Genomic DNA, 24728 nt, shown 5'->3' with positions numbered 1-24728 from the left:
GCGTGCGAAGTCGACCCGGTGACCCGGGTCGCCATGGAAAGTGTACGGGACCCCGAAGGCACCGGGTGACGGCGTTGTCCACAACCCGGCAGTTGTCCACAGATGCCGCCGACCCCGCCCACACCCCCACCTCCCCGGGCAACCTACCCCCATGACCCTTCACCTCACCCCCCTCGCCACTCCCCTCACCACCCTCCTCCTCACCCTGGCCACCGCCGTCTGGCCCATCGGCCCACCCCGCCCCGACGTCCTCCGCGACTGGCAGCCACCCCCCGGCCCCTACGCCGCGGGCCACCGCGGCATCGACCTCGCCGCCCCACCCGGCACCCCCGTCCGCGCCCCCGCCACCGGCACGATCACCTTCGCCGGCCCCGTCGCCGGCCACGGCGTCCTCACCCTCACCCTCCCCGACACCGGCACCCCACCCCTGCGCACCACCTACACCCCGGTCGACCCCCTCGTCCGCCCGGGCACCACCGTCCGCGCGGGCGACGTCATCGCCCACGTGGCAGCCGAGAACCACCATTGCCCGCAGAGCTGCCTCCACTGGGGCCTGCTCCGCGGCGACACCTACCTGAACCCGCTGACCCTCCTCAGCGGAGGAACCCCCAGGCTGCTCCCGATCTGGCACGAACAGCCACCGGGGTAGAGCAGCCCGCCAGAGGCACGCGGAGGGCGGAGGGGGAGGGAGGGGAGGGANGGGAGGGGAGGGGGAGGGGGGAGGGAGGGGGTGGGCGCGGGGGAAGCGGGGCTCGGATCAGGCGCCGCGGACGCCGCCCAGGGCCATCGACACGGCTGCTTCGGCGATGGTGGCGGGGTCCTCGGCCGCGCCGAGTTCGATGCGGCGGACGGCGGCGTCGACGATGCCCTGGAGGAGCATGGCTTCCATGCGGGGCTGGGGGCGACCCAGGTCGGTGAGGGCTTCGACGATCATGGTGACGAGGCCGCCGTGTGCGGCGCGGATCTTCTCGCGGGCACGGTCGTCGAGCTCGCCGGCCGAGATCGCGACGACGGCGCGGTGGCGCCGGTCCCCCACCAGTTCCAGCTGGGTGCGGACGTACGCCTCGACCTTGCCCTCGGCGGTGTCGGCGGCGGCCATGGCGGTCTCGACCTCGGCGGCCCAGACGGGGAAGTCGACGGCGCAGAGTTCCTCGACCACGGCGGCCCGGGAGCGGAAGTACTCGTAGACCGAGGAGCGGGCCAGGCCCGTGCGTTCGGCGAGGGCGGGGAAGGTCAGCGCTTCCGTTCCGCCTTCGGACAGCAGGGAGCGCGCGGCGTCGAGCAGGGCGCCGCGCTGCATGGTCCGGTGCTCGGCCACGGAGGCCGCTCGAATCCTGGGCACGGCTCCACTGTACGGCGGGAGGGCCCCGCTCGGTCAGCGGCCCACGTCGGCCAGTTTGGCGCGCAGCTGGAGGACGGACTTGGTGTGGATCTGGCTGACCCGGCTCTCGGTGACGCCGAGGACGTGGCCGATCTCGGCGAGGGTGAGGCCTTCGTAGTAGTAGAGGGTGACGACGGTCTTCTCGCGCTCGGGGAGGGTGTTGATGGCGCGGGCGAGGAGTCGGCGCAGTTCGCGGTCCTCGGCGACTTCGACGGGGTTGTCGGCGGCGGTGTCCTCGAGGGTGTCCATGAGGGAGAGCCGGTCGCCGCCTTCGCCGCCGACGTGCAGGAGTTCTTCGAGGGCGACGACGTTGGCGAGGGACAACTGACTGAAGACGGAGTGGAGTTCTTCGAGGGTGACGCCCATTTCGTCGGCGACCTCGGCCTCGGTGGGGGTGCGTCGCAGCTGTGCTTCGAGGGTGGCGTAGGCGCGTTCGACGTTGCGGGCCTTCTGGCGGACGGAGCGGGGGATCCAGTCGAGGGCGCGGAGTTCGTCGATCATGGCGCCGCGGATGCGGGTGATGGCGTAGGTCTCGAACTTGATGGCTCGTTCGACGTCGAACTTCTCGATGGCGTCGATGAGTCCGAAGACTCCCGAGGAGACGAAGTCGGCTTGTTCGACGTTGGAGGGCAGGCCGACGCTGACGCGTCCGGCGACGTATTTGACGAGGGGCGAGTAGTGGAGGATCAGCTGTTCTCGCAGCCGTTCGTCGCCGGTGTCCTTGTAGGAGCGCCACAGTTCGTCGAGCGAGGTCGGTGCGGGCGGTCGCACGGTGCCCCGGGCTGCTGGGGGCACCGCAGCGCGGTCAGACCCGGAGGTGTGCTGGGGCATGCGTCGCCTTGAGCCGTTCTGCTGTCGGGGTCGAAGGGGTCGTTCCGGTCGTCGGGTGCGGGATCCTCGTGAGCGTAGCGTGAGTGGGCTGTCGCGGTGCGCGAACATTCGTGGATCGCGCCGGTCCGGGTGGCTGCCGTCGTCCACATCTTCGAACGGGGGCCGTGGCGCGGGTCGGCCCCTCGGGTGCGGCCGAGAGAACTCGATAGCTCATTGGCTTCACCTTTTCACCCGAATGCTCCGGGTCAAGGACCGCCATGCCGGGTGTTCGACGGCCGTGTCCGGCTGTTCGTCAACCGCCAGTCGTCCTGGTGCCGCTCCACGAACCCGAGGGAGTGGAGTTCGTACAGCTTGGCGAGGGTGTGGTCGGGGTGCGCGCCGGCGCGGGCGGCGATGTCGTCGAGGGGTGCGGCGTGGTGGCCGGGGAGGGCTTCGAGGATGCGGGCGGTGTCGGGGTCGAGGAGGTCGCGGGGAAGCACGGGGCCGTGGCGGGGTGGGGCGAACTGTCCGATGTCGCCGATGAGTTCGATGATCTCGGCGGCGTCGGTGACGAGGGTGGCCTCGCCGCGGAGGAGTTCGTGGACGCCGGCGGAGAGTCCGCTGGTGACGGGTCCGGGGACGCCCATGGTGTGGCGGCCGAGGCGGGCGGCGGCGCGGGCGGTGACGAGGGAGCCGCTGCGGTATTCGGCTTCGACGACGACGGTGCCGCGGGTGAGGGCGGCGATGACGCGGTTGCGGAGGATGAAGCGGCTGCGGGTGGGGTGGCCTCCTGGTGGGAGTTCACCGATGACGAGTCCTTGTTCGGCGATGCGGCGGATGAGGGCGGTGTGGCCGCGGGGGTAGGCCGCGTCGACGCCGCAGGCGAGGACGGCGATGGTGGCGCCGCCGGAGCCGAGGGCGCCGCGGTGGGCGGCGCCGTCGATGCCGAAGGCGGCTCCGGAGACGACGACCCAGCCGTGTTCGGCGAGGCCGGTGGCGAGGGTGGCGGCGGTGTGGGCGCCGTAGGGGGTGCAGGCGCGGGCGCCGACGAGGGCGACGGAGCGGAGGGCCCAGGTGCGGAGGTCGGCGGGGCCGCGGGCCCAGAGGCCGATGGGGCGGGCGTCGCCAAGGTCGTCGAGTTGGCTGGGCCATTCGGTGTCGCCGGGGATGAGGAAGCGTCCGCCGAGGCGGGTGATGCGGTCGAGGTCGCGTTGGGGTGCGGCGGTCCGGGCGCGGCGCCGCCAGCCGGCGATGCGTCTCTCGCCAGTGCCGGGGAAGTGGGTGCCGTCGTGTGGTGCGGGCCCTGGGTCGCGGGCGGGAGCGGTGGCAGGGTCCGCCGGCCTGCTGTCGGGGGTGGTGGGGAGCCGGTCGTTGTCGCCGTACGTCAGGAGTTCGAGGAGGCGGAGCGCACCGTGGTTGCGTAGGGCGCGGCCGGCGTGTTCGTCGCCGGGTTCGATGATGTGGGTGAGGGCGGCGCGGGCGAGGCGTTCGGTGTCGGACGGGCTGGTCATGTCCACTCCCCTGCGGTTCCGGCGGCGACGGGGACGCCTCGGGCGATGCCGGTGCGGAGTTCGAGGGCGAGGGCGAGGTCTTCGGCGTCGGGCCGGTCGTGGCCGGCGAGGTCGGCGACGGTCCAGGCGACGCGGAGGACGCGGTCGAGGCCGCGGGCGGTGAGCAGGCCGCGGTCGATGTCGCGTTCGGCGGCGGCGAGGGCGCCGGGCGCGGTGGTGAAGCGGGTGCGGAGTTCGTGGCCGGGGACTTCGCTGTTCACCGTCCAGGGGGTGTCGGTGAGGCGGGCGGCGGTGCGGGCGCGGGCTTCGCGGACGCGGTCGGCGACGGTGGTGCTGCGTTCGCCGCGGCCGCCTTGGCCGAGGAGGTCGCTGCGGGTGACGGGTTCGACTTCGATCCGGAGGTCGACACGGTCGAGGAGGGGTCCGGAGAGTCTGGCCTGGTAGCGGCGGATGACGGAGGCGGGGCATTCGCAGCCGGTGCCGTGGAGGGTGTGGCGGCCGCAGGGGCAGGGGTTGGCGGCGAGGTTATGGGGGTCCTTCGTTTCTGTCCGTTGTCCGCTCTGCAGCAATCTGGCTCACCCCCTCCGCCAGGCACGCGCGGACCCGCACCGATCTACAGTGCGGGTCCGCATCGATTCTTCTCTCTTCGATTGTCACGGGCCGTAACTACTACCTGAGGATGAGATCACCCGGCTTCCGAGCGACCCACGCACCCGACGCTCACTTGCCCCTCGTCCTCCGCGGCACCCTCCTCCTCACTGATCTCGTCAGGACCGCAGACGTGACAGGTGCCTTCGTCCTCTTGGCAGCGGCCGAGAGCCATGAGGATCTCGTGTGCGAAGTCGTGGGCGGAGATGACCCCTTCCTGCTTGTACGTTGCAGGGTCGAACGTGGCGATGGTGAAGCTCTCGCGATGGACGACGCGGGTATCGCGGAAGAGCGCGTACAGCAGGGAGTAGTCCTTGGTGCTCATGGACCTCTGATAGTGCACGGACGCCAGTACGCCGCTGATGGCGCGCAGCGCGTTCACCCGTGCGTGTGCGTGCGGGGGCTGGCCTTGAACTACTCCGTCTTGGCGACCGGCCGGTCATCCAGGACGATCGTCAGTTCGGCGCCTTGCGCCTCGCTGGCCGGTACGACGTGGGTGAGGGCCTCGGAGATGGCTGCCTCCACGCGACTGGCGATGGCCTTGTCGACGCTGCCGTAGTTCCCTGACGATGACGATGACCACGACCTGGCACGGATGACACAGCATCGGTCGAGCAAGGCCGCCAAGCTGCTGCCGGAGATCGGTACGGTGATCATGCCGTTCGTTTCCCGGACGATGTCCTCATTCGCAGGTGGGCGGAAGGCGGACGTGGGAACCTGGCCGGAAGTCCTCTCGAACTCCTGCAGAAAGTACGCCCAGGTGTCGGCGTGGCAGCGGATCTTCGCGATGCCGATGCCGGCCGCAGCTCGCAGCTTCAGCTCATAAGGCGATTCGTCGTCCTCCTCCGGATTCCTGAACAAGAGATCCAGCAGGCCCATATTCCGCTCCGTCCAGGTGGGCTGGAACCGTGTCCGCCCGCCGTCGCTGGTGTGATGGCCCGCAGATGTTATCGGCGACAGGTGGTTTAGCCGCTCCGTGGGAACCGCAGATGGCCGTAGGCAGGTCCTGAGGGGCAATCCAGCGACGGGAGAGGTAGTTGGCCAGAGCATGGACAGTATCGGGCTACCGGGCGTGGTTATCGGCCAAGCACCGTGAGGCGGCGGCGGCCCGGATCGCCAAGGCGCGGGAGGCGGTTCAGGAGCTTGGCGTCTCGGAGCCGGTGGATTGGGCGGATATCGAGGCGGTGCACGAGCGTGATGCTCCCCGGTTCGGCCCTGTTCTCGTATAGCTACGGCGAGGGGACAAGTAGCTCAGCGTGATTTCAGGGCCTCTGCTTGAGTGCGAGGCTCGGGGACCGCTCCGTTGTTCATGGCAGCGAAGTCGGCGTGCGCGGCCGCGATTGCTTCGGGGTACGCCTGGCGCTTGGCGTGCTCGGCGAGCGCCCGGTAGATGCTGGCGACGGAGGGGTTCTGTCCCTTGCGCTTGCCGGTGGGGATGATCAGGTCGGGCTGGATCTGCTCGATGGACTCGCCGCCCGCGCGGCGCCGCAGCACGGTGTGGAGCATGTCGTCGGAGATGACCGGTGGCCGGCCGCCGTGCTTGCCCTTGCGGGCCGCGGTGTCGAGCCCTTCGAGCGTGGACTCGCGGATGTTCTCCCGCTCGGTCTCCGCCATCGCCGCGAAGAACGCGAACAGCAGCTTGCCCGGGCCGGTGGGGTCGTAGATGCCGGGCAGAGGTCCGGCGAGCATCTCCAGGACCAGGCCGTGGGCGGTGAGGTGGTCGGCGAGCGCGGTGAGTTCGGCGGCGTCGCGGCCGAGCCGCTTCATCTCGTACACGGTGAAGATGACCCGGCAGTGCGGGGCGTGCGCCTTGACCTCCCGCGCCGTCCTCAGCGCCTCCTCGAACCGGGGGCGGACCCGGACGCGGGTGCTGATCTTCTCGCTGAAGATCTTGTCCCTCGGGATGCCGTGCTTGCTGAGCGCGTCGAGCTGGGAGTCGAGTTCCTGCCCAAGGGTCGAGCACCTCGCGTATCCGATGCGGATGTCCGCGCTCGGCAGGTCCGGGTCGATCGGCGCCGGCGGCGGGGTGCCCGGCCGCCACGGCCGGCCCGGACGCCGGTCGGCCGGGGTCGGCACCCGCAGCGCCTTCTTCAGCCGGGGCACCTTCGTGAAGCGGCGGGTGTGGTAGGCGGAGGCGACCGCGCCGCCACGTGAGCGGCACGGGGAACCGGGCTGTGCGTCGCACTTCGGACAGGCGTGCTGTTCGACGTGGTCGGCGTCCGACCGGTCGGCTGGGGAAGGGGGCTGAGGGTCCGTCATGGGCCCGGATTGTCGCACAATGCAAGTCTCAGAAGGGGGTCTGTCCCGCTTTTGAGTGAGAACGGGTTCTGCGAACGAATCCGGGCCCGGCGGGGCTCCGGCGGTCTCGGATTGATCTTGCTCGCGCAAAGGAACGTTTGTGAGAGTCCAGGCGTCGCGCCGACGGCCGTGGGGCTCTTGGGGTGTGGCGCCTGCCTGCCTACGATGAGCGGCATGTCGCCTGATGCCTCCCCGTCCTCCGTCTGGCCGGTCCTGCACTACGACGACACGAAGGCGGCGCTGCGCTTCCTGGTCGACGTGCTGGGGTTCGAGCAGGTGGTCGCTGTGCCGGATGAGCACGGCGGGATCGGGCACGCGGAGCTGCGCTGGCCTGGCTGTGGTGCGCTGGTGTTCGGCTCGACGAGGCACACGGACAGCGTGCACGGGCGGATGCGGGCGGGCACCAGCGCGGTCTACGTGGTGAGCGACGAGGTGGACGCGGTGCACCGGCGGGTGGTCGACGCCGGAGGCGAGGTCCTCGAAGCGCCGCACGAGACCCGGTTCGGGTCGGGCGCGGCGGCGTACGTGTGCACGGTGCAGGACCCGGAGGGCAACTTGTGGACCTTCGGCACCTACCGCGGGCCTTCGCCGGAGTAGGGCGCCGGGAAGAGACGAGAGGACCCCCGGCCGGTGGGGCCGGGGGTCCTGTGCTGTGGGCGTGCGGCGCCGGGGATCAGTGGCTGCCGGCGAGTTCGCCGGTGAGCTTGCCGTGAAGGTCGGCGCTCAGGTCGTTCAGACCGGTGATTTCCACGGTCTTGCCGCGCTGGGCGTACTTCGTCTCGATCGCGTCCAGGGCAGCCACGGAGGAGGCGTCCCAGACGTGGGCCTCGGACAGGTCGATGACGATCTTGTCCGGGTCGCCCGCGTAGTCGAACTGGCCGACGAGGTCGTTGGAGGAGGCGAAGAACAGCTCGCCGGTGACCCGGTAGACGACCGTGGTGCCGTCGGGGTCGAGGACGCTGTGCACGCGGGCGAGGTGAGCGACGCGCTTGGCGAAGATGACCATGGCGGTGATGGAGCCGACGACGACGCCGATGGCGAGGTTGTCGGTGGCGACCACCACGATCACGGTGATGGCCATGACGGCGATCTCCCCGGCGGGCATCCGCTTCAGCGTCTTCGGGGCGATGGAGTGCCAGTCGAAGGTCGCGAAGGCCACCATCACCATGACGGCGACGAGGGCGGCCATGGGGATGTCGGAGACGATCGGGCCGAAGACGATGCACAGCACCATCAGGAACACGCCCGCCAGGAAGGTCGAGACGCGGGTGCGGGCGCCGGAGACCTTCACGTTGATCATCGTCTGGCCGATCATGGCGCAGCCGCCCATGCCGCCGAAAAAGCCGGTGACGATGTTGGCGATGCCCTGCCCGATCGACTCCCGCGTCTTGGAGGAGTGGGTGTCGGTGATGTCGTCGACGAGCTTCGCGGTCATCAGCGACTCCATCAGGCCGACCAGCGCCATCGCGAACGCGTACGGTGCGATCGTCGTCAGGGTGTCCAGGGTGAACGGCACGTCCGGCAGGCCCGGCACCGGCAGGGAGGACGGCAGCTCGCCCTTGTCGCCCACGGTCGGCACCGCGATGCCGGCCGCGACCGTGATGACGGTCAGGATGACGATCGAGACGAGCGGGGCCGGGATCACCTTGGTGACCTTCGGGAAGAACACCATCAGCGCAAGTCCGCCGATGATCAGCGGGTAGACGGCCCAGGGCACGTCGTGCATCTCGGGCACCTGGGCCATGAAGATCAGGATCGCGAGGGCGTTGACGAAGCCGACCATCACGCTGCGCGGTACGAACCGCATCAGCTTCGCCACCCCGAGCGCGCCGAGCGCGACCTGGATGATGCCGGCGAGGATGACGGCGGCGATCAGGTAGCCCAGTCCGTACTCGTGGTTCAGGGGGGCGATGACGAGGGCGATGGCGCCGGTGGCGGCGGAGATCATCGCCCGCCGGCCGCCGACGATCGAGATGACCACGGCCATGGTGAACGAGGCGAACAGACCGACCGCCGGGTCGACCCCGGCGATGATCGAGAACGAGATCGCCTCGGGGATCAGCGCCAGGGCGACGACCAGGCCGGCCAGGATCTCGGTGCGCCAGACCTTGGGGTTGTTCAGCCAGTCGGGCTTGAGGCCACGCAGCCGCGCGGCGGGAGTCACAGCAGCAGAAGACAAGGAAATGCGTACCTGTCGTGCTCGGGCACACCGCGGGCAGGCCGGGGGTGTGCGGGAGGAGACGCGGGAGGCCGGCCGGCATCCCGCGGGCGGCCCGAGGCGGGCCGGGAAGTCGTGAAGGACGCGAGCCGGGGGCCTGGGCGGTGCCCGGCCGGGCGGTCAGGTCCGAAGGCGAAGGGTCACGGCGGGCAGGGGGCGGCGGTCGGCGTCATGGGCTCGCGCACGCTCTCTCCTGCAAGAATCGGATCTTCGCCGGGGGCGCCATCGGCCCCGGAACGGCAGTAGCGGGGCAGCCGGGCCGCCCTCGCCATCATCAACTCTACCCTAACGTTAGAGTAGAGGTCGGTGGGGTCGCACGGGACGCGACCCGCCACAACGGGAAGGGCCAGGGACACGGGCGTGAACGACAAGCACATGCAGATCGGCGAGGTCGCCGCGCGGACGGAGCTGTCGCTGCGCACCATCCGGCACTACGAGGAGACAGGCCTGGTCATCCCCTCCGCCCGGTCCCAGGGCGGGTTCCGCCTCTACACAGAGACCGACGTCGCCCGCCTCATGGTCATCCGCCGGATGAAGCCGCTCGGCTTCACCCTGGACCAGATGCGCGACCTCCTGGACGCCACCGACCGCCTGGACGCCACCGACCGCTCGGACGGCGACGGCGCCCTCGACGCCGCCGAGCGCGAGGCGCTGCTGGAGCGCGTACGGACCTACCGGCAGGCCGCCGCCGAGCAGGTGGAGAAGCTGCGCATCCAGCTGGCCCGCGCCGAGGACTTCGCCGACACTCTGGGCGCCCGCCTGGAGCAGAACGCTCCGGCCGCCCGCGTCTAGCTGCGGCGTCACCTCCCGGCCGGTGCCGCCTCGGCCTGCGGGCTGCGCGGGCCGGGCACAGCCGTGGCGGTCAGGTCCAGCTGAAGGCGGCTGTTCATGTCCAGCTCGAACCGGCCGTAGGGGTTCACGTGCGTCCAGAACAGTGGTGACAGGGCCCGCCGGTCGGCGTCGGTGAGCATGTCGGCCCACTTCTCGTCGGCGAGGACCTGCTGCATCAGCAGCGTGTTGACGTGCACCAGGGCGGACTGGAGCAGGTGCAGGGCGAGCATGGACACCTCCTGGGACTCCTTGTCCGCCCCGGCCAGGTCGCCGTCCTTGCCGTAGAAGAGGTCCTTGTTCGCGCTGTTCCAGTTCTCCACGACCTGCAAGCCCTCGTGGATCTCCTGGCGCAGCTCGACGTCGGCCAGGTAATCGCAGACGAACGCCGTGCGCACAGCCCGCCCGAGTTCCTCGATCGCCTGGTAGGTGGGGTGCTTGGGCCCGCCGCGGGTGAAGCGGCGCAGAACCTGCTCGGCCTCGGCGGTGCCCAGGCGCAGGGCGGTGGTGTACTTCACGATCTGGTCGTACTGCTGGCGGATCAGGTCCCAGTTGATCGTCTTGGTCGACAGCACCGGCGCGAGGTTCGGCCAGTTGTCGTCCTCGCCTGCGGCCGGACGGTACAGCCGGGCGGAGCCGATGTTCTTCAGCCTGGGCATGAGCTTGAAGTCGAGCATGTGGGCGAAGGCGAAGCCGACGATGGACGCGCCGTGGGTGTCGGTGTACTGCCGGTCGACCTCCATGTCGGTGCAGTGCCGCAGTACGCCCTCGATCATCGAGGCGACCTCGGAGGCCGAACAGCTCTTGAGCTGGGAGTAGATGCACACCGACTTCCGCTCGACGTGCCAGTAGATCATCACGCCGGGGCCGCGGTAGCGCTGGTGCCACTCGGTCATCAGGTTCGAGGACCAGGCGCCGAACTTGCGGCTGTCGGAGGCGCACGCGGTGCCGGTGCCCCACCACATCTCGTCGCGGGCGGCGAAGGTGGCGTTCACCAGCTTGCGCAAGGCGGCGCGCATGTTGGCCCGGTTGACGAACAGGTGCCGCACCCGGCGCAGCGTCGCCTCGGACTCGCCGTGCTTGCCGGTGACCGCGACACGCTTGATGCCCATGTTGGTGCCCAGGCCGAACAGGACCAGCAGCAGTCGGCGGCGCAGTACGTCCTTGGACAGGTTCTCTCTGGTGGCGACCGAGGTGAACTCGGCGATGAAGTCGGTGTCGAACTCGGCGTACTTCAGGATGTCCAGCAGGTCGATGGTGCCCCAGCGCCGCTCGATCTCCGCCTTGATGGCGACCAGGGACTCCGGTTCCTCCTGCTTGCCTCGCGGCGAGACACGGATCCACGGCTCGCCGTGCTTCCTGACGATCGCGACCCCGCCCGTGGTGCCCTCGGCCAGAGCCTGCTCGAAGCGGTCCAATGAGGTGCGGAGCTTGCTCTTCAGAGCGGTGATGAACTCGCCGGCGTCCTGCGGCTGGCCCAGGGCCGCGTAGTGCACGTCCCGGTTGTCCTCGAAGTCGGCGGGCAGGTCGTCCTCCGGGTTGCGCCACCGGTTCGCGCCCACCACCCAGATCTCCCGCCGGCGCAGCGCGTCCCGCAAGCTGACCAGCACGCACAGCTCGTACGGGATGCGCTCCACCCGGCCCTTGTCGTCCACTACTGCCGCCCGCCACTGCTCGGGCACCACACCCTCCAGCGGCACCGTCTCCGCCGGGTCGAAGAACGCGCCCTCCTTCAACGGCTGTTCCAGATACCGCTTCAGCAGGTCGATCGCGTCCATCACCGGCCGGTAGGCGGTGTTGTTGCACTTCAGCTCCAGCGCCCGCAGCAGCGGCGACAGCATCCGCCGCCAGTGCGCCGAGTACGAGGAGCGCAGCACGGTGCGAACCCGGGCCTTGTAGCGGGCCTCGTTCGCCGCGGCCTCCGCCGCCAGGGCCTTCAGCGTCTTCTCCCCGCCCACCACCGGGAAGATCACCCGCCGCACGGTGCCGGACGGCTCCGACAGGGCCGCCTCCGCGACCCGCAGCAGCATCGCCTCCTTGCCCCGGACCTTCTTCAGCTCCGCCCCCAGCTCCTTCTCGACCCGCCGCTCCGCACGCGTGTTGATCTTCAGTACGAGCTGGATAAACAGGTCCACCAGCGAGTCGGTGATCTCCGTCTGCCGCACGTGGCACAACGTGGCCAGCAGTGTCAGGCGCCGCGGTGGCTTCATCCGCTCCAGATTCGCCGGGTACTCCTTCGACGCCCGCGCCCGCCAGGCGTCCACCAGCTTCTCCGACACGTCCGCGAACAGGTCCGCGGGCAGCTCCTGGCACCGCACCCGCTCCAGCTTGTTCACTTCAGCCAGCAGGCTTTCCAGGCCCGGGGCACCCGGGTCAGTCTTCAGCTCGGTGAAGTGCGACCGCCCACCCCCGGCCGCCGCGCCGTCGCCGTCGGCGCCCTGCTCGGTTCCATCGCCCGCGATCAGGTCCTCCAGCCGCGAGCGGGTCGCGTGGCTGAGCCGGTCCAGCGTGCTGCGGCAGAACCGCTTCTCGAAGTCCTTGACCGCCTTGCCGACCAGCCGCCGCACCTGCCCGGGCGCCGGCGGTTCGACGTGGTCGTTGCGGCACCGGGCCACCACCGCGGCCGCCAGCCGGTCCCGCGACAACTCCACCGGACACAGCTCGGTCGCCAGCCACGCGGCCAGCCGGTCCTGGTCCTCCTCGGTGTTCGCACGGAACCCGTACGCCGCCCGGATCTCGCCCCGATGCCGCTGGATCGCCTTGCTCTGCCAGTCGTACTCCGCCCACGCCCCGGCCGGGACCTTCACCTGCTGGGCCACGTACTCCACCGCGGCGGCCGGCACCTCCCTGGCCGACTCCGGGAACCGGGCCTCCACCTCGAAGAACTTCAGCAAGAGCGCGAACCCGAGCCGGGTCGCCCCGGACTTGTTCCGCACCCGCTTCATGTCGTCTTCCAGCAGCGTCCAGACCTCGATCAGGTCCTCCGGCTCCCAGTCCTGCCGCACTCCGTCCCCCTCCACCCCGACCGAGATCACTCGTTCAGCTCAACGAGGCGCCCAGCCAGGAGAAACGAACACCAGGGCAATCACACAGCGCTACATGTCCGTTCGCCGTAGCTATACGAGAACAGGGCCGGTTCTTGAGGGCGGCGTTGTCGTACACCGGCCAGGCTCTGGGGCTGGCCTTCGGCGCCTTCGTCTTGTACAGGGCGGGGACGCTCTACTCCTTGAAAGACAAGCACGGACCGGTGATCCCCCCTGCGGAGGAGCTCGCCGTTTCCGCTGCGGCTGCAGCCATAGCGGGGATCGTCTTCCTGGGCTTATGGCTGGCGTCCTGGCTGATCAAGCACGAGAAGGTGACTCGCGGCCGGCCCCCGCGTCAGGCCGACGAGGTCGTCTCCGCTGCCCTTGACCTCTTGCCGAGGCTGGCCGCTCTGTCCGCGTCCGGGCCGGGCAGGTCCCGGCACGCGGCGATGGAGAAGGTTCTGGATGCGGTCACCGCCTTGCAGGCGCGGATCAGGTTCAGCGCGAGCAAGAGCGGGGGCCTGCGGCACTACTACGGCAGTCGGATCAAGCTGATGATGCACGGGCGCCGGGTCAACGCGGTGCTGACGGTGCAGACCACGCGGCTGATCGAGAGCCGGGACGAGGCGGTCAGGGAGCTGGCGCGGCTGGCTGTGCGGATAGCGTCCGCGCAGGCGCGCTGTGACTACGGCGCCCTGTTGCCTGAAAGAGATCTTGCCCGCGGGGTCGGTCCCGACGCGCTTGAGGGCCGGGTGGCGATCCGTGTGTTCGGGCCGGCCGCTGGCGTTGCGGCGGTCGTTCTGTTGCTGACGCTGGTGCTGGGCGGGACGGGGTCGACCCTGTTCTTCGTGCCCATCCTGGTCTTCGTCGTGTCCGCCGTTATCACTGCCACGATGACCGGCAACCTGGACCGGATCAGGCCATTCATGGCGTTCATCCGGGACAACGGCGTCGGCCCGGAGACGCTGACCGATGAGTTCGGCGCCCCTGGCCCCGCGGACCGCGACAACGGCAACTCACCTTCCGGGACGCGACCGCACGTTCCCGCCCCGCGTACGGCGGCCGCCCAGAACGCCAGCGGCCCGCCGGCCTGACGGCCATGGGAATCGGCGGCAGGGACCGTTGATCCGAGGTTCCAGCCGCCCACTTCGGCGCTACAGATGAATCGTGGGCCTCCGCCAGCGCGGAGGCCCACGTGTATTCATCCCCCCTACACCCTGCACGAGGGCTGCGGAGAGTTCAGGGATGGCGGGCGTCCGTCACTGGGTCAGGAGAGCGGTGGCGTCCTCGGTTGCGGTGGTGAGGGCCTGGTCGAGGTGTTCGGGGCGGCGTCCGCCCGCGCTGGCCAGGGCTCCGGTGCCGCCGCCTCCGCCGCCGACCGTCTTCGCGGCGCGGGCGATGACCTGGGCGGCCTGGATGCCGCGGTCGAGGAGGTGAGGTGTGATGGCAGCGACGAGCAGGGCCTTGCCGGAGTGTTCCAGGGCCAGGACCGTGACCGCGGGCCCGGAGGGCAGCTGGGCCAGGGTTTCGGAGGCCAGCTGTCGCAGCTCGTCGGGCGTGACGCCGGTGACCCTCTGGGCGACGAGCTGTCCGCCATCGGCGGGGCGGGCTGTACCGGCGAGCTGTACGGCCTGGGAACGCAGTTCGGCGGCCCGCAGTTGTCCCAGCTCGGCCTGGGCGGCGGCGAGGGCTTCCAGCCGCTTGTTCAAGGCCGCGGGGGCGTCGGCGGGGCGGGTGCCGAGGAGGCTAGCGAGTTCGTTCAGCAGGCGCCGTTCGGTGTCCTGGTGGCGGAGGGTGCCGTGGCCGGTGAGGGCTTCGACGCGGCGGAGGTTGGAGCCGATCGAGGATTCGGACAGGAGGCGGAAGGCGCCGACCTGGGAGCCGTGGGCGACGTGGGTGCCGCCGCAGAGCTCGCGTGAGAAGTCGCCGATGTCGACGATGCGGACGGTGTCGCCGTACTTCTCGCCGAACAGGGCGATGGCGCCGGCGGCCTCGGCTTCGGCGCGGTCGGCGTACCAGGCCCGCACGTTCGGGTCGTCGAGGACGTGGCCGTTGACGGCCTGCTCGATCTGGTGGAGCTGGTCGGGGGTGAGGGCGGTGAAGTGGGCGAAGTCGAAGCGGAGCCGGTCGGGCTCGACGAGGGAGCCCTGCTGGCGGGCGTGCTCGCCGAGGGTGGCCATGACGACAGCGTGCAGGATGTGGGTGGCCGAGTGCGACCGCATCAGACCGGCCCGGCGTTCGGCGTCCACAACGGCTTCGCCGACGGCGCCGGTGCGGAGTTCGCCTTCGAGGACGCGGGCGGTGTGGACGCGGAAGCCTTCCAGGCCGTAGCGGGTGTCGGTGATCTGCAGGCGGGTGCCGTCGCCCATGGTCAGGGTGCCGGTATCGCCGATCTGGCCGCCAGCCTCGGCGTAGAAGGGCGAGCGGTCCAGCACGAGCTCGACCTCGGTTCCTTGCCCGGCGGTGGTGACGACGCTGCCTCCGGACATGAGGCCGGTGACGGTGGCCTCGGCGTCCAAGTGCTCGTAGCCGAGGAACTCGGTGCGGGGCAGGCGGGAGGCCAGCTCGCGGTAGGTGTCCATCTTGCGCAGGGCCTCGGCGGTCTTGGCCTTGCCTCCGGCCTTAGCGCGCTTCTTCTGCTCGTCCAGGAGTGCGGCGAAGCGGTCCTCGTCGACGGTCAGTCCGGCGTCGCGGGCGGCCTCGACGGTCAGCTCGAGGGGGAAGCCGTAGGTGTCGGCGAGCTCGAACGCGGTCTCGCCGGGCAGGGCGGCCGAGCCGCTGTGCTGGGTGCGGCTGATCGCGGCGTCCAGCAGCCTCGTGCCCTGGGCGAGGGTGCGAGTGAAGGACTCTTCCTCGGCGGTGACGACCTGCTCGATCAGCGCGGCCTGGCCGGTCAGCTCGGGCCAGACGCTGCCGAGGTTGCCGATCACCGAGGCGGTAGCGGCGGGCAGGACGGGGCCGTCGATGCCGAGCAGACGCGCGTGGCGGATCGCGCGTCGCATCAGGCGCCGCAGGACGTAGCCGCGGCCGTCCTTGGCGGGCAGGACGCCGTCGGCGATGAGGAAGGCGATGGAGCGGGCGTGCTCGGTGACGACCTGGAAGGACACCTTCTCCTCGCCCTCGGCGGGGGCCTTGCGGCCGGCGAGGTCCTGGACGGTGTGGAAGGTGGGCAGGAGCAGGTCGGTGGTGCAGACGTTCTGGGCGTCCTGGAGGATCGCGGCGAGCCGGTCCAGGCCGAGGCCGGTGTCGACGCCCTTGCGGGCGAGCTCGCCGAGGATGGGGAAGTTGCCCTTCTTGTCGCCCTCGCCGCGCTGGAACTGCATGAAGACCAGGTTCCAGATCTCCACGTAGCGTTCGCCGTCGATGGCGGGGCCGCCCTCCTTGCCGAAGGCGGGGCCGCGGTCGTAGTTGACCTCCGAGCAGGGGCCGCAGGGGCCGGGGACGCCCATGGACCAGTAGTTGTCCTCCATGCCCAGGCGCTGGATGCGGGAGGCGGGGACGCCGATGCGGCGCCAGATGTGCTCGGCCTCGTCGTCGTCCTCGAAGACGGTGATCCAGAGCTTGTCCTTCTCCAGGTTGTAGCCCTTGGTGAGGAGTTCCCAGGCGAAGGCGATGGCGTCTTCCTTGAAGTAGTCGCCGAAGGAGAAGTTGCCCATCATCTCGAAGAACGTCGCGTGCCGGTTGGTACGGCCGACGTTGTCGATGTCGGAGGTGCGGGCGCACTTCTGGATGCTGGTCGCGCGGGAGAACGGCGGAGTCGTCTCACCCAGGAAGTAGGGCTTGAACTGGTTCATCCCGGCGTTGGCCAGCAGCAGGGTCGGGTCGTCCGGAACCAGCGGGCTGGAGGGCACCAGCTGGTGGCCACGGGAGGTGAAGAAGTCGGTGAAGGTCTGACGGATCTGCGTCGAGCGCATGGCTGGATGGCCTCACGGAAGAGTCACGGAAGGTGGGAGGGGAGATCACACGCCGAGCCGGGCCGAGAACAGGGACTGAGAGGGTTCTCAGTTCTCCAGCTCGACGCAGATAGCTCGCGCCCCCATGGGCCGCACCTTGACTCCAGATCCGTTGATCACATCGGTGGTGCAGCAGACCCCAGAGCTGCTGTCCTGGTCTGCTGCACCACCGACTGTAGCGGGTCCGGCGTCAAGATCGCTTAGCGTGTGCGTGTCGTCGCCGTGAGCCCGGCGGTCTGGCAGGACGTGAAGTCCAGCAGGCCCGGCCCGATGAGGGCCGGATCGTCCAGGACCGTGGCGGGCCCGGCCGCCTTGAGGGCGGCGGGTCCGGCGTAGCCCCATGCGGCCCCGAGCGGGGTGATGCCGGCCGCGCGGGCGGCCGCGATGTCCCCGACCGTGTCGCCGAGGAACACCGTCTCGTACGGGGAGGCGCCGAGCTTGCCCAGGGCGAGCAAGAGCCCGTCCGGGGCGGGTTTGGGTTCGGCGTCCTCCCGGCAGACGGTCACGTCCAGCAGCGCGAGGACGGCCGGCGGCAGCAGCCAGGGCAGCCGGGTGCGGGTCTGCAGGGTGACCAGGCCCGTCGCGATCCCGGCGGCCTTGATCGCCGTCAGCCCTTCCAGCACTCCCGGGAACAGGGCGGTGCCGGCGGCGGTGGCCAGGGCCGCATCCCACCAGAGGGCGCAGACCTCGTCCGGGTCGACGACCCCGAGTCCGGTCAGGACCTCCACCCGCGGGGTGGTGAGCGCGTCCGGCGGCAGGTCGGCGGCGGTGATGCGGCGTCCAAGGGCGGCGGTCGCGACCCCGGCGAGGGTAGCCAGCATCGCGGTCCGGCTGTCCAGCAGGACCCCGTCCATGTCGAACAGCGCAGCCCCCGTCACGACGCCACCCCCTTGGTGGTGGGCAGGTCGGCCTCGGTCAGCAGCGGGTGGAGGGCGACGCCATGCTCGTCCAGCAGGATCCTCCCGCCGAGCGGGCGCTCCAGTACGCACAGCGCGTGGGTGACCGGGGCTCCGGCGACCCGCAGTATCCGGGTCATGGCCAGCAGCTGGCCGCCGGAACGGACCACGTCGTCGACTAGGACGACCCGCCGCCCGGTGACGTCGGCGCCCTCGATCTGCCGCTTGGAGCCGTAGCGCTTGGGCAGCCGCCTGAGGAACGCGGCCGGCAGTCCAGTCGCGGCCGACAGGGCGATGACCAGGGGGACGCCGCCGAGCTCGATCCCGGCCAGCACCTCGGCGTCCTCAGGGACGAGGGCGGCCATCGCGTCGGCGACGTCGTGCAGCAACTGCGGGTAGGCGGCCAGGCGGTACTCGTCGAAGTACGCGTCCAGTACCTGTCCGTCGGCCAGGGTGAACGCGTCGGCGACGCAGGCCGTCTCGGCGACCCGGGCCGCCAGGGTGGCGGTGGTGGTGACGGTCATGCTCCGGCCTCCTTCTCGGCTGTCAGGGTGTGGAGCTGGGTGGCGAACGCGGCCGCCGACGCGATCGGGCTGATGAAGCCCAGCGGGCGGGTGGGCGTCTCGAACAGCCACTTCTCGCGCCGCAGGAAGGCCAGCAGCCCGAGCGCGGTGGGGCCGGTGATCCAGACGGGGACGGGGCGGATGTTGCCCGCGTAGTAGAGGGCGGCGGTCAGCTCGTGCAGGGTGCCGACTCCGCCGCCCATCGCGACCACCAGGTCCGCCGAGTCAAGGTAGTGGTTGAGGCGGGCGCCGAGGTCCGGCAGGTGAACCTCGTCGGTGACGTACGGGTTGAATTCGCCCCACTGGGTGTGCTTGTCGGCGAGGGTGACGGCGGTGACCGTGCCGCCCTTGGCCGTAGCCCCGCGGGCGGCTGCTTCCATCAGCCCGTTGTAGCCGCCGTGCAGCAGCGCGAACCCGGCTCCGGCCAGGGCCATGCCGACCTCTTCGGCGAGGCGTTCCTCGTCCGGTCCGACGGGGACCACGCCGCCGAAGAACACCGCCGTCTTCTGCCGGCCCTGGGCCCCGTCCCGGCCGGAGGCCGGGACGGGGAGGCGGCTGGCCTGGGGCTTCACGCCAGCTCCAGGTAGGTGCGGTAGGCGGTCAGCGCGTCCGCCAGGCCGTCCAGGGCGTTCGGGCAGGCCCGCTCGGTCAGCACGATCACCCGGTCCAGGGCGGCGTTGACGTCGGCGGCCGCGGGGACGGCCGGGGAGGTGATCGCGGCGTCCAGGTCGGCCAGGCAGGCCCGGCCGATCGGGGTGAGCACGAGCTCCTCCCGCAGCTGGTACCAGCCCCAGAACCGCGAGGTCGGCGCGAGCGCGGTCTTGATCAGGTCCTTCGTCGCAGTGTGCAGCAGGTGCCACTCGGCGTAGGCGACGAACCGCTGACCGCGCTGGATGCGCTTGTGCAGCAGCACCGCCAGGACCAGGTGCTCGATCAGCAGCTCAGTGCACGAGCGCGGCCGGGCCGTCAGCTCGGCCACGTGGGTCTGGGCCTGCTCGATCTGGGAGGTGGTGATCTCGGCCGGCGGGCGCTGAAGCAGCATCTTGCCGCCGACCTTGCGTCGCAGGGCGGTGATCTGGGAGGCGGGCGCGATGTAGAGGTCGACCTGCTGGAGCTTGCCCTCGTGCTGGACGAGGAAGACGAAGCCGATGCCGCCGAGGTCCGCGACGATGGTGTCGCGCCAGCCGGGCAGCAGGGCCCCGGCCGCGACCGTCATCAGGTCGTTCAGGGCCGAGGTGAAGGCGGGCAGGTCGCGGTCGTGGACGCCGACGACGAAGTCGACGTCGGAGAGGCGGTCGGCGGTGCCGGAGGCGAGCGAGCCGCGGACCAGCAGGTGGGTGACGGCCGGGGAGGCAGACAGCAGGCCGGCGATGCGGGTCAACAGCGGCAGCTGGGCGGGCCGGTTGGCCTCGGTGAGTTCGGCCAGGTGCAGTTCGGCCGGGGCCAGGGACAGTGCGGTGGGCATGAGCGGGAGTCCTTCCGGGCTGGTGGTGGCGCGGACAGGTGCGGGCCGGGTCACGGGACGAGGGCGAGGAGCTTGGACTTCGCGGCCGTCCAGCGGCGGTTGGCCTCGCTGTCGCCGAGCGCGGTGTGCAGGCCCGCGATCAGGTCGTAGGCGGTGCCCTCCGGCAGGGCGTAGGAGTAGAACAGCCGCAGCAGCAGTTGTTCGGCGGCCTCCACGTAGCCGAGGTCGGCGAGCCGCCGGGCGGCGGCGAGCCGTTCGGCCAGCTCCGCCTCCGACGCGGCCGGCAGGTGCTCGGCCTCGGCCGGCTCCTGAGCGCGTTCGGCGAGGCGGGCGTAGGCGTCATCCGCGTAGACGTCCGCGATCAGGTGGATCCGGTCCGGGCCGAGGAGGTTGCAGACCCCGTGCGCGTAGGTCGGGGTCAGCCGCCAGATCCGCCCGCCGCCCATGTGGACCTTGGTGCCGCCGGTGACCAGGAACGCGGAGGAGTTGGTGTGCAGCGGGATGTGCAGGCGGTGGCGTTCGACCTGGTCGAGCTCGTCGTAGTCGCGGTGTTCCCACAGGAACGCGTTCGGCTCCAGCCGGGCGAGCCGCACCCACATGTAGTTCAGGCCCAGCTCCGCGAGCAGGCCGGCGGTGGCGGGCATGTGCTCCAGCAGGGCGGTGGGGCGGGCGGCGCCGTCAGCGATCCTGACATCGGCGGCGTCGCCGGAGGCGTTCATCAGCGACGTGGTCCACCAGCCGCCGGACTGGAAGTCGCCGTACTCGGCCTTCCAGGGTGCCGGGGCAGTCAGGGCCTCGTGCCGCATCCGCTCGATCAGCGAACCGTCCAGACGGTCCAGCTGGACGATCTGCCCGGACAGGGCCGCGGTCGGTTGTGCGTCTTCCATGGAGTCCCTCTCGGTCTCTCGGCCTCAGGCCGGGGCCTGGGGCATGTGGACGGGGGTGGAGGGCGCGACGCGTCCGGCCGGATGCCCCTTGACGTGACCGCCGAAGGGGGGAGCCGGCCGATGTCGAAGGGTCCGTCGGCCGGACGCGGCGCCGGGATTCAGAGTGATCCGCCCGCGTCGTCGCAGGTAGTGAGAGGTGACCGCCCCTCGTGGGCGGTACGGCCGCACCCTGCGGGCGGCGAATCCACCTTCGCCAGGTGGTTTGATCTCCTGCCGGGGCAGGCAAGCAACCGTTGGCCAGCACCGGCGGCGCAACCGGCGCCCGCATCGTGCTCGCAGGGGAGGCAACCAGTGAGATCCCAGGCGAAGCCGCAGACCCAAGCGGTCCACGACGTCTCCTGCGGCAAAGCCTTACGTGAACGGGCCCTGGGCGAGGCCGGCTCCCCCGAGCCGGTGCCGCAGGTCCTCATCGCGCAGATCGCGGCCCAGATCGAGGACCACTGCGGCCACCGCCGCCTCAAGTGCCGCCGCCTCGCGGTGGGGTGGACCGTCGCCCAGGCCGTCGCCGCCGCCCACCAGTTCGTCGAGGACGAGAACCTGGCCAAGGTGGGACTGTCCGAACGGTCCTGGAAGGACTGGGAGGCCGGCGGCCTGCCCAGCCCCGACTACCAGGACCTGCTGTGCCGCCTGCTGGCAACCAACCCCGTCGAGCTGGGATTCGCCCGCGACTACTCACCCGCCCCCGCGCAGGATGACTCCGATCCGCTTTGGAACGGGGACGGCCTGGATGGAACACTTCTCCAAGGAAAAACGGAAGGCGCAGGTGCCGGTCTGCGGACCTTCACGGAGGTGGGGGCAACGAAGCGTCGCGACGCGGTCAAGCTCGCCGGACTGGCCATGGCCTCCCCGGCCGCCGCAGCCCAGATCCTCCAGCAGGCAGCAGCAGAGGCCATGGAGTTCACCCGGCAGGCCGAGGCGACCTCGCTCGGCTCGGGAACCCTGGACCACCTCGACCTCGCGGTCACCGAGTTCAACCGGGCGTACTCGCTCAAGCCGCCCAGGGCCGTCTTCGACGCGGTGATGGACTACCGGCGCAAGGTCGACGCCCTTCTCAAAGGCCGTCACACCCACCGCCAGGAACGCGAACTGCTGGCGTTCGCCGGCTGGCTGTCCGAGCTCTTGGCGTGGCTCGCCCACGACCTCGGCGAGGCCCGTACCGGCCTGGCGTTCGCCACCGACGCCTTCGTCCACGGCCAGCAGGCCGGACACGGCCAGCTGTGCGCGTGGGCCATGGACGCCTCCGCCTCCATCAACCTGTACGAGCAGCGGCCCGGCAAGGCCCGCGACGCCGCTCTCAAGGGCCTCATCGAGGCCCCGGCCACCCATCCGCTGACCGTGCGGCTGCACGCTCAGGCTGCCCGCGCGGCCGCGGCCGACGGCGACGCGGACGGCTTCACTACCGCCTACCGGGCAGCCGAGGACGCCTACCGGCTCCTGCCGCCGCGCTCGCCCCGCCGCTTCGGCATGGACGTGCTGCCGCTGGCCGACTACGCCCTCACCTCCTACCCGGCGACCTCGTACATCTGGCTCGGCCAGGCCGAAGAAGCCCGTCAGCACGCCGAACAGGCCCTGGCGACCTACGAGGCCGCTCCCGCGGCATCGAGGTCCCCCAGCCGGGAGGCCATCGCCCGCATCGACATGGCCCTCGCCCATGCCCTCCTCGGCGACCCCGACGACGCCGTGGCGCTGGGCCACCAGGCCCTCGACTCCGGCCGTGTCGTCGACTCCGTGCGCCACCGGGCCGGCGACCTCACCTCGTACCTCACCCGCCGCTACCCCCGCCAGGCCGCAGTCGAGGGCCTGTGCGAACGGCTGGCCGCCGCCGACGCGGCCGCCCGCCCGGCCCTGCCCGCAACCACCGGAGCCTGAACCCGAAGGAGATTCAACGTGACCGGCGACCAGCAGAGGGCGGAGCACTCCCTCAGCATCCGCAAGCCGTACTTCGACCTGATCGCCTCCGGCGCGAAGACCATCGAGGTCCGCGTCGGCTACCCCAAGATCCGCAAGATGGCCGCCGGGGACACCCTGACCATCGCCTGCGCGGACGAGAAGCTGACCACCCTCATCACCGCGGTGAAGGAGTACGGCTCGTTCGCCGCGATGCTGGACGCCGAGGACCCCGCCGCGATCGGCGGACCGGACATGACCCACGACCAGCTCGTCGCCGCGATCCGCGACATCTACCCGCCCGAGAAGGAAGCCCTGGGCGCATTCGCCCTCCACCTCACCCTCCTGTAGGCCGACGCCCAAGACGTACGTCCCCCTTCCTCGAGAAGGGGGACGCGCGGGCGTACGGCGTCGCCGTGCACCACCGCGTACGGAGCCGAGTGCTCAGGCCACCTCACCGCGGGGGCAGGTAGCCGCGCCAGCCTTCCAGAACGTTGATGGTCCGCTTGAGCTCGCTGATCACCTGGTCCAGCTCGGCGCCATTGTGGACGTCGAAGGACTTGGGGACAGCGTTCTTCTCGACGGCGCTGACCTCCAGCACTGTCGAGGTGCGATGCTGCGGGGTGTCGAAGCTGACCAGGTCGAACTGCATCCGTGGAAAGTCGCGGTTCAGCGGCATGTCCCACACCACCGCCTCGGAGGTGTGCATGATGCCGTCCTCGACGTTGTCGTCCGGCCCCGGGTGCACGCGGCTGCACCATGGCGGACACACGATCGGGCCGGGAATCATCTCCGGCCGCAGCGGATCGCTCATGCCCTCAGTGTCGGTCCGGCCGCTGTCTCTCGCAGCCCGGCGGCCTCTATGCGACGGGGGCCTGCTCGGCCTCGGTGGCGGCTGCGGAGCGGTTGGTGCGGCACGGGTCGCACAGGGTTCGGATCCAGGTGCCGTGCCGGTCACCGTGGAAGCGCGGACGGCCCGGTCCCCCGCAGGACTCGCATGTCTTCTCGGCCGCGAGTTCGGCGGCATCGGTCAGAGCGCCGGCGGCATCCGCCCAGTCGCCGTCGAACTCTCCGTCGGCATCGAACCGGTCGGCGACGTACAGGCGCAGGCCGCCGAGCTTCACCGTGAGCTCCTCCAGCCGATAGTCCGGCGCCAGGGCCGCGAGCTGATCGTGCAGACTCCGCAACAGCGGATGCCAGCCCGGCCCCACATCGCTCAGCCGGCCCGGGATCTGATCGCGGGAATCCGGGCTGCCGCTCGCACGCGTACTCATGCCGCCCAGCCTGCCGCACGCCACTGACAATGCACACCAAACGGAGATGTCAGTGCAGGTCAGTAGCCTGCGAGCATGATCAACAATGTCTTCGGTGGACCGTCGCAAACCAGTCTCGGTGACCTGCTCAACATCTTCGGGGACGACCCCGGCACCGAGTTCTTCGGCGGGCTGTTCGACCATCGCCCCCACGGGTTCGCAGCCGTACACCGCCAGAACCTGCAGAACATCCACACCAACGCGAACTGGATGGCCAGCCAGCTCGACACCGCCGCACGACGCGTGCTGCTGACCGCCCGCCACGAAGTATCCGTCCGCCACTTCGAGGTCTTGGCCGCCGAGATGGACACCGTGCGGCGCCTCAAGGAACGGACCGAGGCCCTCGCCCCGGACGCCACCGCGGCAGAGTCCAACGCGATCGCCACCAAGGTCAACGCCTGGACCCGGCGCGTCCAGGCCATGGTGGCGGCCTCAGACGACGAGCACACCCGCGGGGTGTGGGCGGAAGCCTTCACCCGCCTGTACGCGATGCATCACCGGACGTTCGAGCACCACATAGCCCACATGCTCACCTTCGACGGGTTCGTCGTGGAGCGCTGGAACGGCGGGGCCGGAGACCTGGCGGCCGATGTCATCGCCCGGCTCCCTGCCCCCGACGGCCGCCGTGTGGTGGTGCAGTGCAAGCACGTCCAGGACGCCGACACCACGATCGGTTCGGGTGTCATCCAGCAGGTCGCCGGGACTCGGCAGCTCCACGAGGCGGAGCTGGCGTTCGTGGTGACGACCGGGAAGTTCACCAAGCCGGCCACCGCGCTGGCCGGGAAGCTGGGTGTGCAGCTGGCCGACTGCAACACGATGGTGCAGTGGAGCCTGTGTGGCGAACGCCTGCTCGATCTGTTCGCCGAGACCGGCCAGCTTCCCAAGCGTCCTCCCGCTTCGCCGACGGCCGACCGCGAAGTACCGGTTCCCGGGGGTGACACCGGCGTTGATGCGGTCACCGGTGCGGCGGTGACGGCATGACCGCGG

At 70.6% G+C, this 24728-nt stretch carries 23 protein-coding genes and 1 pseudogene; 7 read left to right on the top strand and 17 right to left on the bottom strand.

Going from position 1 to position 24728, the window contains the following annotated elements:
- Positions 1–151: 151 nt before the first annotated feature.
- Positions 152–649, top strand: coding sequence for a M23 family metallopeptidase (locus ESG85_RS09130; protein ID WP_128977544.1), 498 nt, complete (start codon positions 152–154; stop codon positions 647–649).
- Between the two features lie 108 nt (positions 650–757).
- On the opposite strand, the gene ESG85_RS09125 is transcribed toward ESG85_RS09130, so the two are convergent.
- The 7 genes and pseudogenes from ESG85_RS09125 to ESG85_RS09095 all read right to left on the bottom strand — a co-directional run bounded on the left by ESG85_RS09125 (position 758) and on the right by ESG85_RS09095 (position 6609).
- On the bottom strand, positions 758–1318 hold the full coding sequence (locus ESG85_RS09125; protein WP_128977584.1) for a TetR/AcrR family transcriptional regulator: 561 nt from the start codon (positions 1316–1318) through the stop codon (positions 758–760).
- Between the two features lie 57 nt (positions 1319–1375).
- Entirely contained in the window at positions 1376–2212 is an 837-nt protein-coding gene (gene whiG, locus ESG85_RS09120) for an RNA polymerase sigma factor WhiG (protein WP_128977543.1), read from the bottom strand.
- Positions 2213–2457: 245 nt separating this feature from the next.
- Positions 2458–3702: a DNA-processing protein DprA gene (gene dprA, locus ESG85_RS09115; protein WP_128977542.1), complete on the bottom strand. Its 1245-nt coding sequence runs from the start codon at positions 3700–3702 to the stop codon at positions 2458–2460.
- A pseudogene (locus ESG85_RS09110) lies at positions 3699–4226 on the bottom strand (magnesium chelatase subunit ChlI family protein); the annotation flags it as partial. The gene dprA and the pseudogene ESG85_RS09110, both read right to left, overlap by 4 nt.
- Before the next feature lie 161 nt (positions 4227–4387).
- On the bottom strand, positions 4388–4675 hold the full coding sequence (locus ESG85_RS09105) for a hypothetical protein (RefSeq protein WP_128977541.1): 288 nt from the start codon (positions 4673–4675) through the stop codon (positions 4388–4390).
- Between the two features lie 89 nt (positions 4676–4764).
- Positions 4765–5229: a hypothetical protein gene (locus ESG85_RS09100; protein WP_128977540.1), complete on the bottom strand. Its 465-nt coding sequence runs from the start codon at positions 5227–5229 to the stop codon at positions 4765–4767.
- Positions 5230–5601: 372 nt separating this feature from the next.
- Positions 5602–6609 (bottom strand): recombinase family protein, encoded by a 1008-nt coding sequence (locus ESG85_RS09095; RefSeq protein WP_128977539.1) that lies wholly within the window; start codon positions 6607–6609, stop codon positions 5602–5604.
- Between the two features lie 213 nt (positions 6610–6822).
- Here ESG85_RS09095 and ESG85_RS09090 point away from each other — a divergent pair, with 213 nt between their 5' ends.
- Positions 6823–7245 (top strand): VOC family protein, encoded by a 423-nt coding sequence (locus tag ESG85_RS09090; RefSeq protein ID WP_128977538.1) that lies wholly within the window; start codon positions 6823–6825, stop codon positions 7243–7245.
- Positions 7246–7321: 76 nt separating this feature from the next.
- Here ESG85_RS09090 and ESG85_RS09085 read toward each other — a convergent pair whose 3' ends face one another.
- Entirely contained in the window at positions 7322–8827 is a 1506-nt protein-coding gene (locus tag ESG85_RS09085; RefSeq protein WP_164986200.1) for a SulP family inorganic anion transporter, read from the bottom strand.
- A gap of 399 nt (positions 8828–9226) precedes the next feature.
- On the opposite strand from ESG85_RS09085, the gene ESG85_RS09080 reads away from it, so the two are divergent.
- Positions 9227–9658, top strand: a complete 432-nt coding sequence (locus tag ESG85_RS09080) for a MerR family transcriptional regulator (RefSeq protein WP_181018994.1) — start codon at positions 9227–9229, stop codon at positions 9656–9658.
- Positions 9659–9666: 8 nt separating this feature from the next.
- Here the strand turns inward: ESG85_RS09080 and ESG85_RS09075 are convergent, their stop codons facing one another.
- The gene (locus ESG85_RS09075) at positions 9667–12699 is read right to left on the bottom strand and encodes a Tn3 family transposase (protein ID WP_128977536.1); all 3033 of its coding nucleotides are present in this window, start codon (positions 12697–12699) and stop codon (positions 9667–9669) included.
- A gap of 221 nt (positions 12700–12920) precedes the next feature.
- Here ESG85_RS09075 and ESG85_RS09070 point away from each other — a divergent pair, with 221 nt between their 5' ends.
- Positions 12921–13811 carry a hypothetical protein gene (locus tag ESG85_RS09070; protein ID WP_128977535.1) on the top strand — a complete coding sequence of 297 codons (891 nt, stop codon included), beginning with the start codon at positions 12921–12923 and terminating at the stop codon, positions 13809–13811.
- Between the two features lie 165 nt (positions 13812–13976).
- Here the strand turns inward: ESG85_RS09070 and alaS are convergent, their stop codons facing one another.
- From alaS to ESG85_RS09040, 6 genes are all read right to left on the bottom strand, one after another.
- Positions 13977–16631 carry an alanine--tRNA ligase gene (gene alaS / locus ESG85_RS09065; protein WP_128977534.1) on the bottom strand — a complete coding sequence of 885 codons (2655 nt, stop codon included), beginning with the start codon at positions 16629–16631 and terminating at the stop codon, positions 13977–13979.
- A gap of 239 nt (positions 16632–16870) precedes the next feature.
- Positions 16871–17548: an HAD family hydrolase gene (locus tag ESG85_RS09060; RefSeq protein ID WP_246094894.1), complete on the bottom strand. Its 678-nt coding sequence runs from the start codon at positions 17546–17548 to the stop codon at positions 16871–16873.
- A complete protein-coding gene (locus tag ESG85_RS09055; RefSeq protein ID WP_128977533.1) occupies positions 17545–18090 on the bottom strand; it encodes an orotate phosphoribosyltransferase in 546 nt (181 codons plus the stop codon). Before ESG85_RS09055 ends, ESG85_RS09060 begins: the two co-directional genes overlap by 4 nt.
- The gene (locus tag ESG85_RS09050) at positions 18087–18701 is read right to left on the bottom strand and encodes an SLOG cluster 4 domain-containing protein (protein WP_128977532.1); all 615 of its coding nucleotides are present in this window, start codon (positions 18699–18701) and stop codon (positions 18087–18089) included. Before ESG85_RS09050 ends, ESG85_RS09055 begins: the two co-directional genes overlap by 4 nt.
- Positions 18698–19594 (bottom strand): hypothetical protein, encoded by an 897-nt coding sequence (locus ESG85_RS09045; protein WP_128977531.1) that lies wholly within the window; start codon positions 19592–19594, stop codon positions 18698–18700. The genes ESG85_RS09050 and ESG85_RS09045 overlap by 4 nt, the downstream gene beginning before the upstream one ends.
- 50 nt (positions 19595–19644) lie before the next feature.
- Positions 19645–20481, bottom strand: coding sequence for an aspartyl/asparaginyl beta-hydroxylase domain-containing protein (locus tag ESG85_RS09040; protein WP_128977530.1), 837 nt, complete (start codon positions 20479–20481; stop codon positions 19645–19647).
- 351 nt (positions 20482–20832) lie between these two features.
- Between ESG85_RS09040 and ESG85_RS09035 the strand changes: the two genes are divergently transcribed.
- Both ESG85_RS09035 and ESG85_RS09030 read left to right on the top strand, forming a co-directional pair.
- Positions 20833–22410, top strand: a complete 1578-nt coding sequence (locus ESG85_RS09035; RefSeq protein ID WP_246094893.1) for a tetratricopeptide repeat protein — start codon at positions 20833–20835, stop codon at positions 22408–22410.
- A gap of 18 nt (positions 22411–22428) precedes the next feature.
- Entirely contained in the window at positions 22429–22779 is a 351-nt protein-coding gene (locus ESG85_RS09030; protein ID WP_128977529.1) for an ASCH domain-containing protein, read from the top strand.
- Positions 22780–22882: 103 nt separating this feature from the next.
- Here ESG85_RS09030 and ESG85_RS09025 read toward each other — a convergent pair whose 3' ends face one another.
- Both ESG85_RS09025 and ESG85_RS09020 read right to left on the bottom strand, forming a co-directional pair.
- Entirely contained in the window at positions 22883–23242 is a 360-nt protein-coding gene (locus ESG85_RS09025; protein WP_128977528.1) for a hypothetical protein, read from the bottom strand.
- A 46-nt stretch (positions 23243–23288) separates the two neighbouring features.
- Positions 23289–23702, bottom strand: coding sequence for a TraR/DksA family transcriptional regulator (locus ESG85_RS09020; protein ID WP_128977527.1), 414 nt, complete (start codon positions 23700–23702; stop codon positions 23289–23291).
- Between the two features lie 75 nt (positions 23703–23777).
- Here ESG85_RS09020 and ESG85_RS09015 point away from each other — a divergent pair, with 75 nt between their 5' ends.
- On the top strand, positions 23778–24722 hold the full coding sequence (locus ESG85_RS09015; RefSeq protein ID WP_128977526.1) for a restriction endonuclease: 945 nt from the start codon (positions 23778–23780) through the stop codon (positions 24720–24722).
- Positions 24723–24728 lie beyond the last annotated feature (6 nt).

The organism is Streptomyces roseicoloratus, assembly GCF_004117935.1.
In the GTDB taxonomy this organism is placed as follows: domain Bacteria; phylum Actinomycetota; class Actinomycetes; order Streptomycetales; family Streptomycetaceae; genus Streptomyces; species Streptomyces roseicoloratus.
Note: the sequence above shows the minus strand (reverse complement) of the source record. Positions and strands in the feature narration are given on the sequence as shown.

Coding starts and splice junctions, on each gene's coding strand:
- ESG85_RS09130 (WP_128977544.1), top strand. CDS start 152: ATGACCCTTCACCTCACCCCCCTCGCCACTCCCCTCACCACCCTCCTC.
- whiG (WP_128977543.1), bottom strand. CDS start 2,212: ATGCCCCAGCACACCTCCGGGTCTGACCGCGCTGCGGTGCCCCCAGCA.
- dprA (WP_128977542.1), bottom strand. CDS start 3,702: ATGACCAGCCCGTCCGACACCGAACGCCTCGCCCGCGCCGCCCTCACC.
- ESG85_RS09105 (WP_128977541.1), bottom strand. CDS start 4,675: ATGAGCACCAAGGACTACTCCCTGCTGTACGCGCTCTTCCGCGATACC.
- ESG85_RS09100 (WP_128977540.1), bottom strand. CDS start 5,229: ATGGGCCTGCTGGATCTCTTGTTCAGGAATCCGGAGGAGGACGACGAA.
- ESG85_RS09095 (WP_128977539.1), bottom strand. CDS start 6,609: ATGACGGACCCTCAGCCCCCTTCCCCAGCCGACCGGTCGGACGCCGAC.
- ESG85_RS09090 (WP_128977538.1), top strand. CDS start 6,823: ATGTCGCCTGATGCCTCCCCGTCCTCCGTCTGGCCGGTCCTGCACTAC.
- alaS (WP_128977534.1), bottom strand. CDS start 16,631: ATGCGCTCGACGCAGATCCGTCAGACCTTCACCGACTTCTTCACCTCC.
- ESG85_RS09055 (WP_128977533.1), bottom strand. CDS start 18,090: ATGACCGTCACCACCACCGCCACCCTGGCGGCCCGGGTCGCCGAGACG.
- ESG85_RS09045 (WP_128977531.1), bottom strand. CDS start 19,594: ATGCCCACCGCACTGTCCCTGGCCCCGGCCGAACTGCACCTGGCCGAA.
- ESG85_RS09040 (WP_128977530.1), bottom strand. CDS start 20,481: ATGGAAGACGCACAACCGACCGCGGCCCTGTCCGGGCAGATCGTCCAG.
- ESG85_RS09025 (WP_128977528.1), bottom strand. CDS start 23,242: ATGAGCGATCCGCTGCGGCCGGAGATGATTCCCGGCCCGATCGTGTGT.
- ESG85_RS09020 (WP_128977527.1), bottom strand. CDS start 23,702: ATGAGTACGCGTGCGAGCGGCAGCCCGGATTCCCGCGATCAGATCCCG.
- ESG85_RS09015 (WP_128977526.1), top strand. CDS start 23,778: ATGATCAACAATGTCTTCGGTGGACCGTCGCAAACCAGTCTCGGTGAC.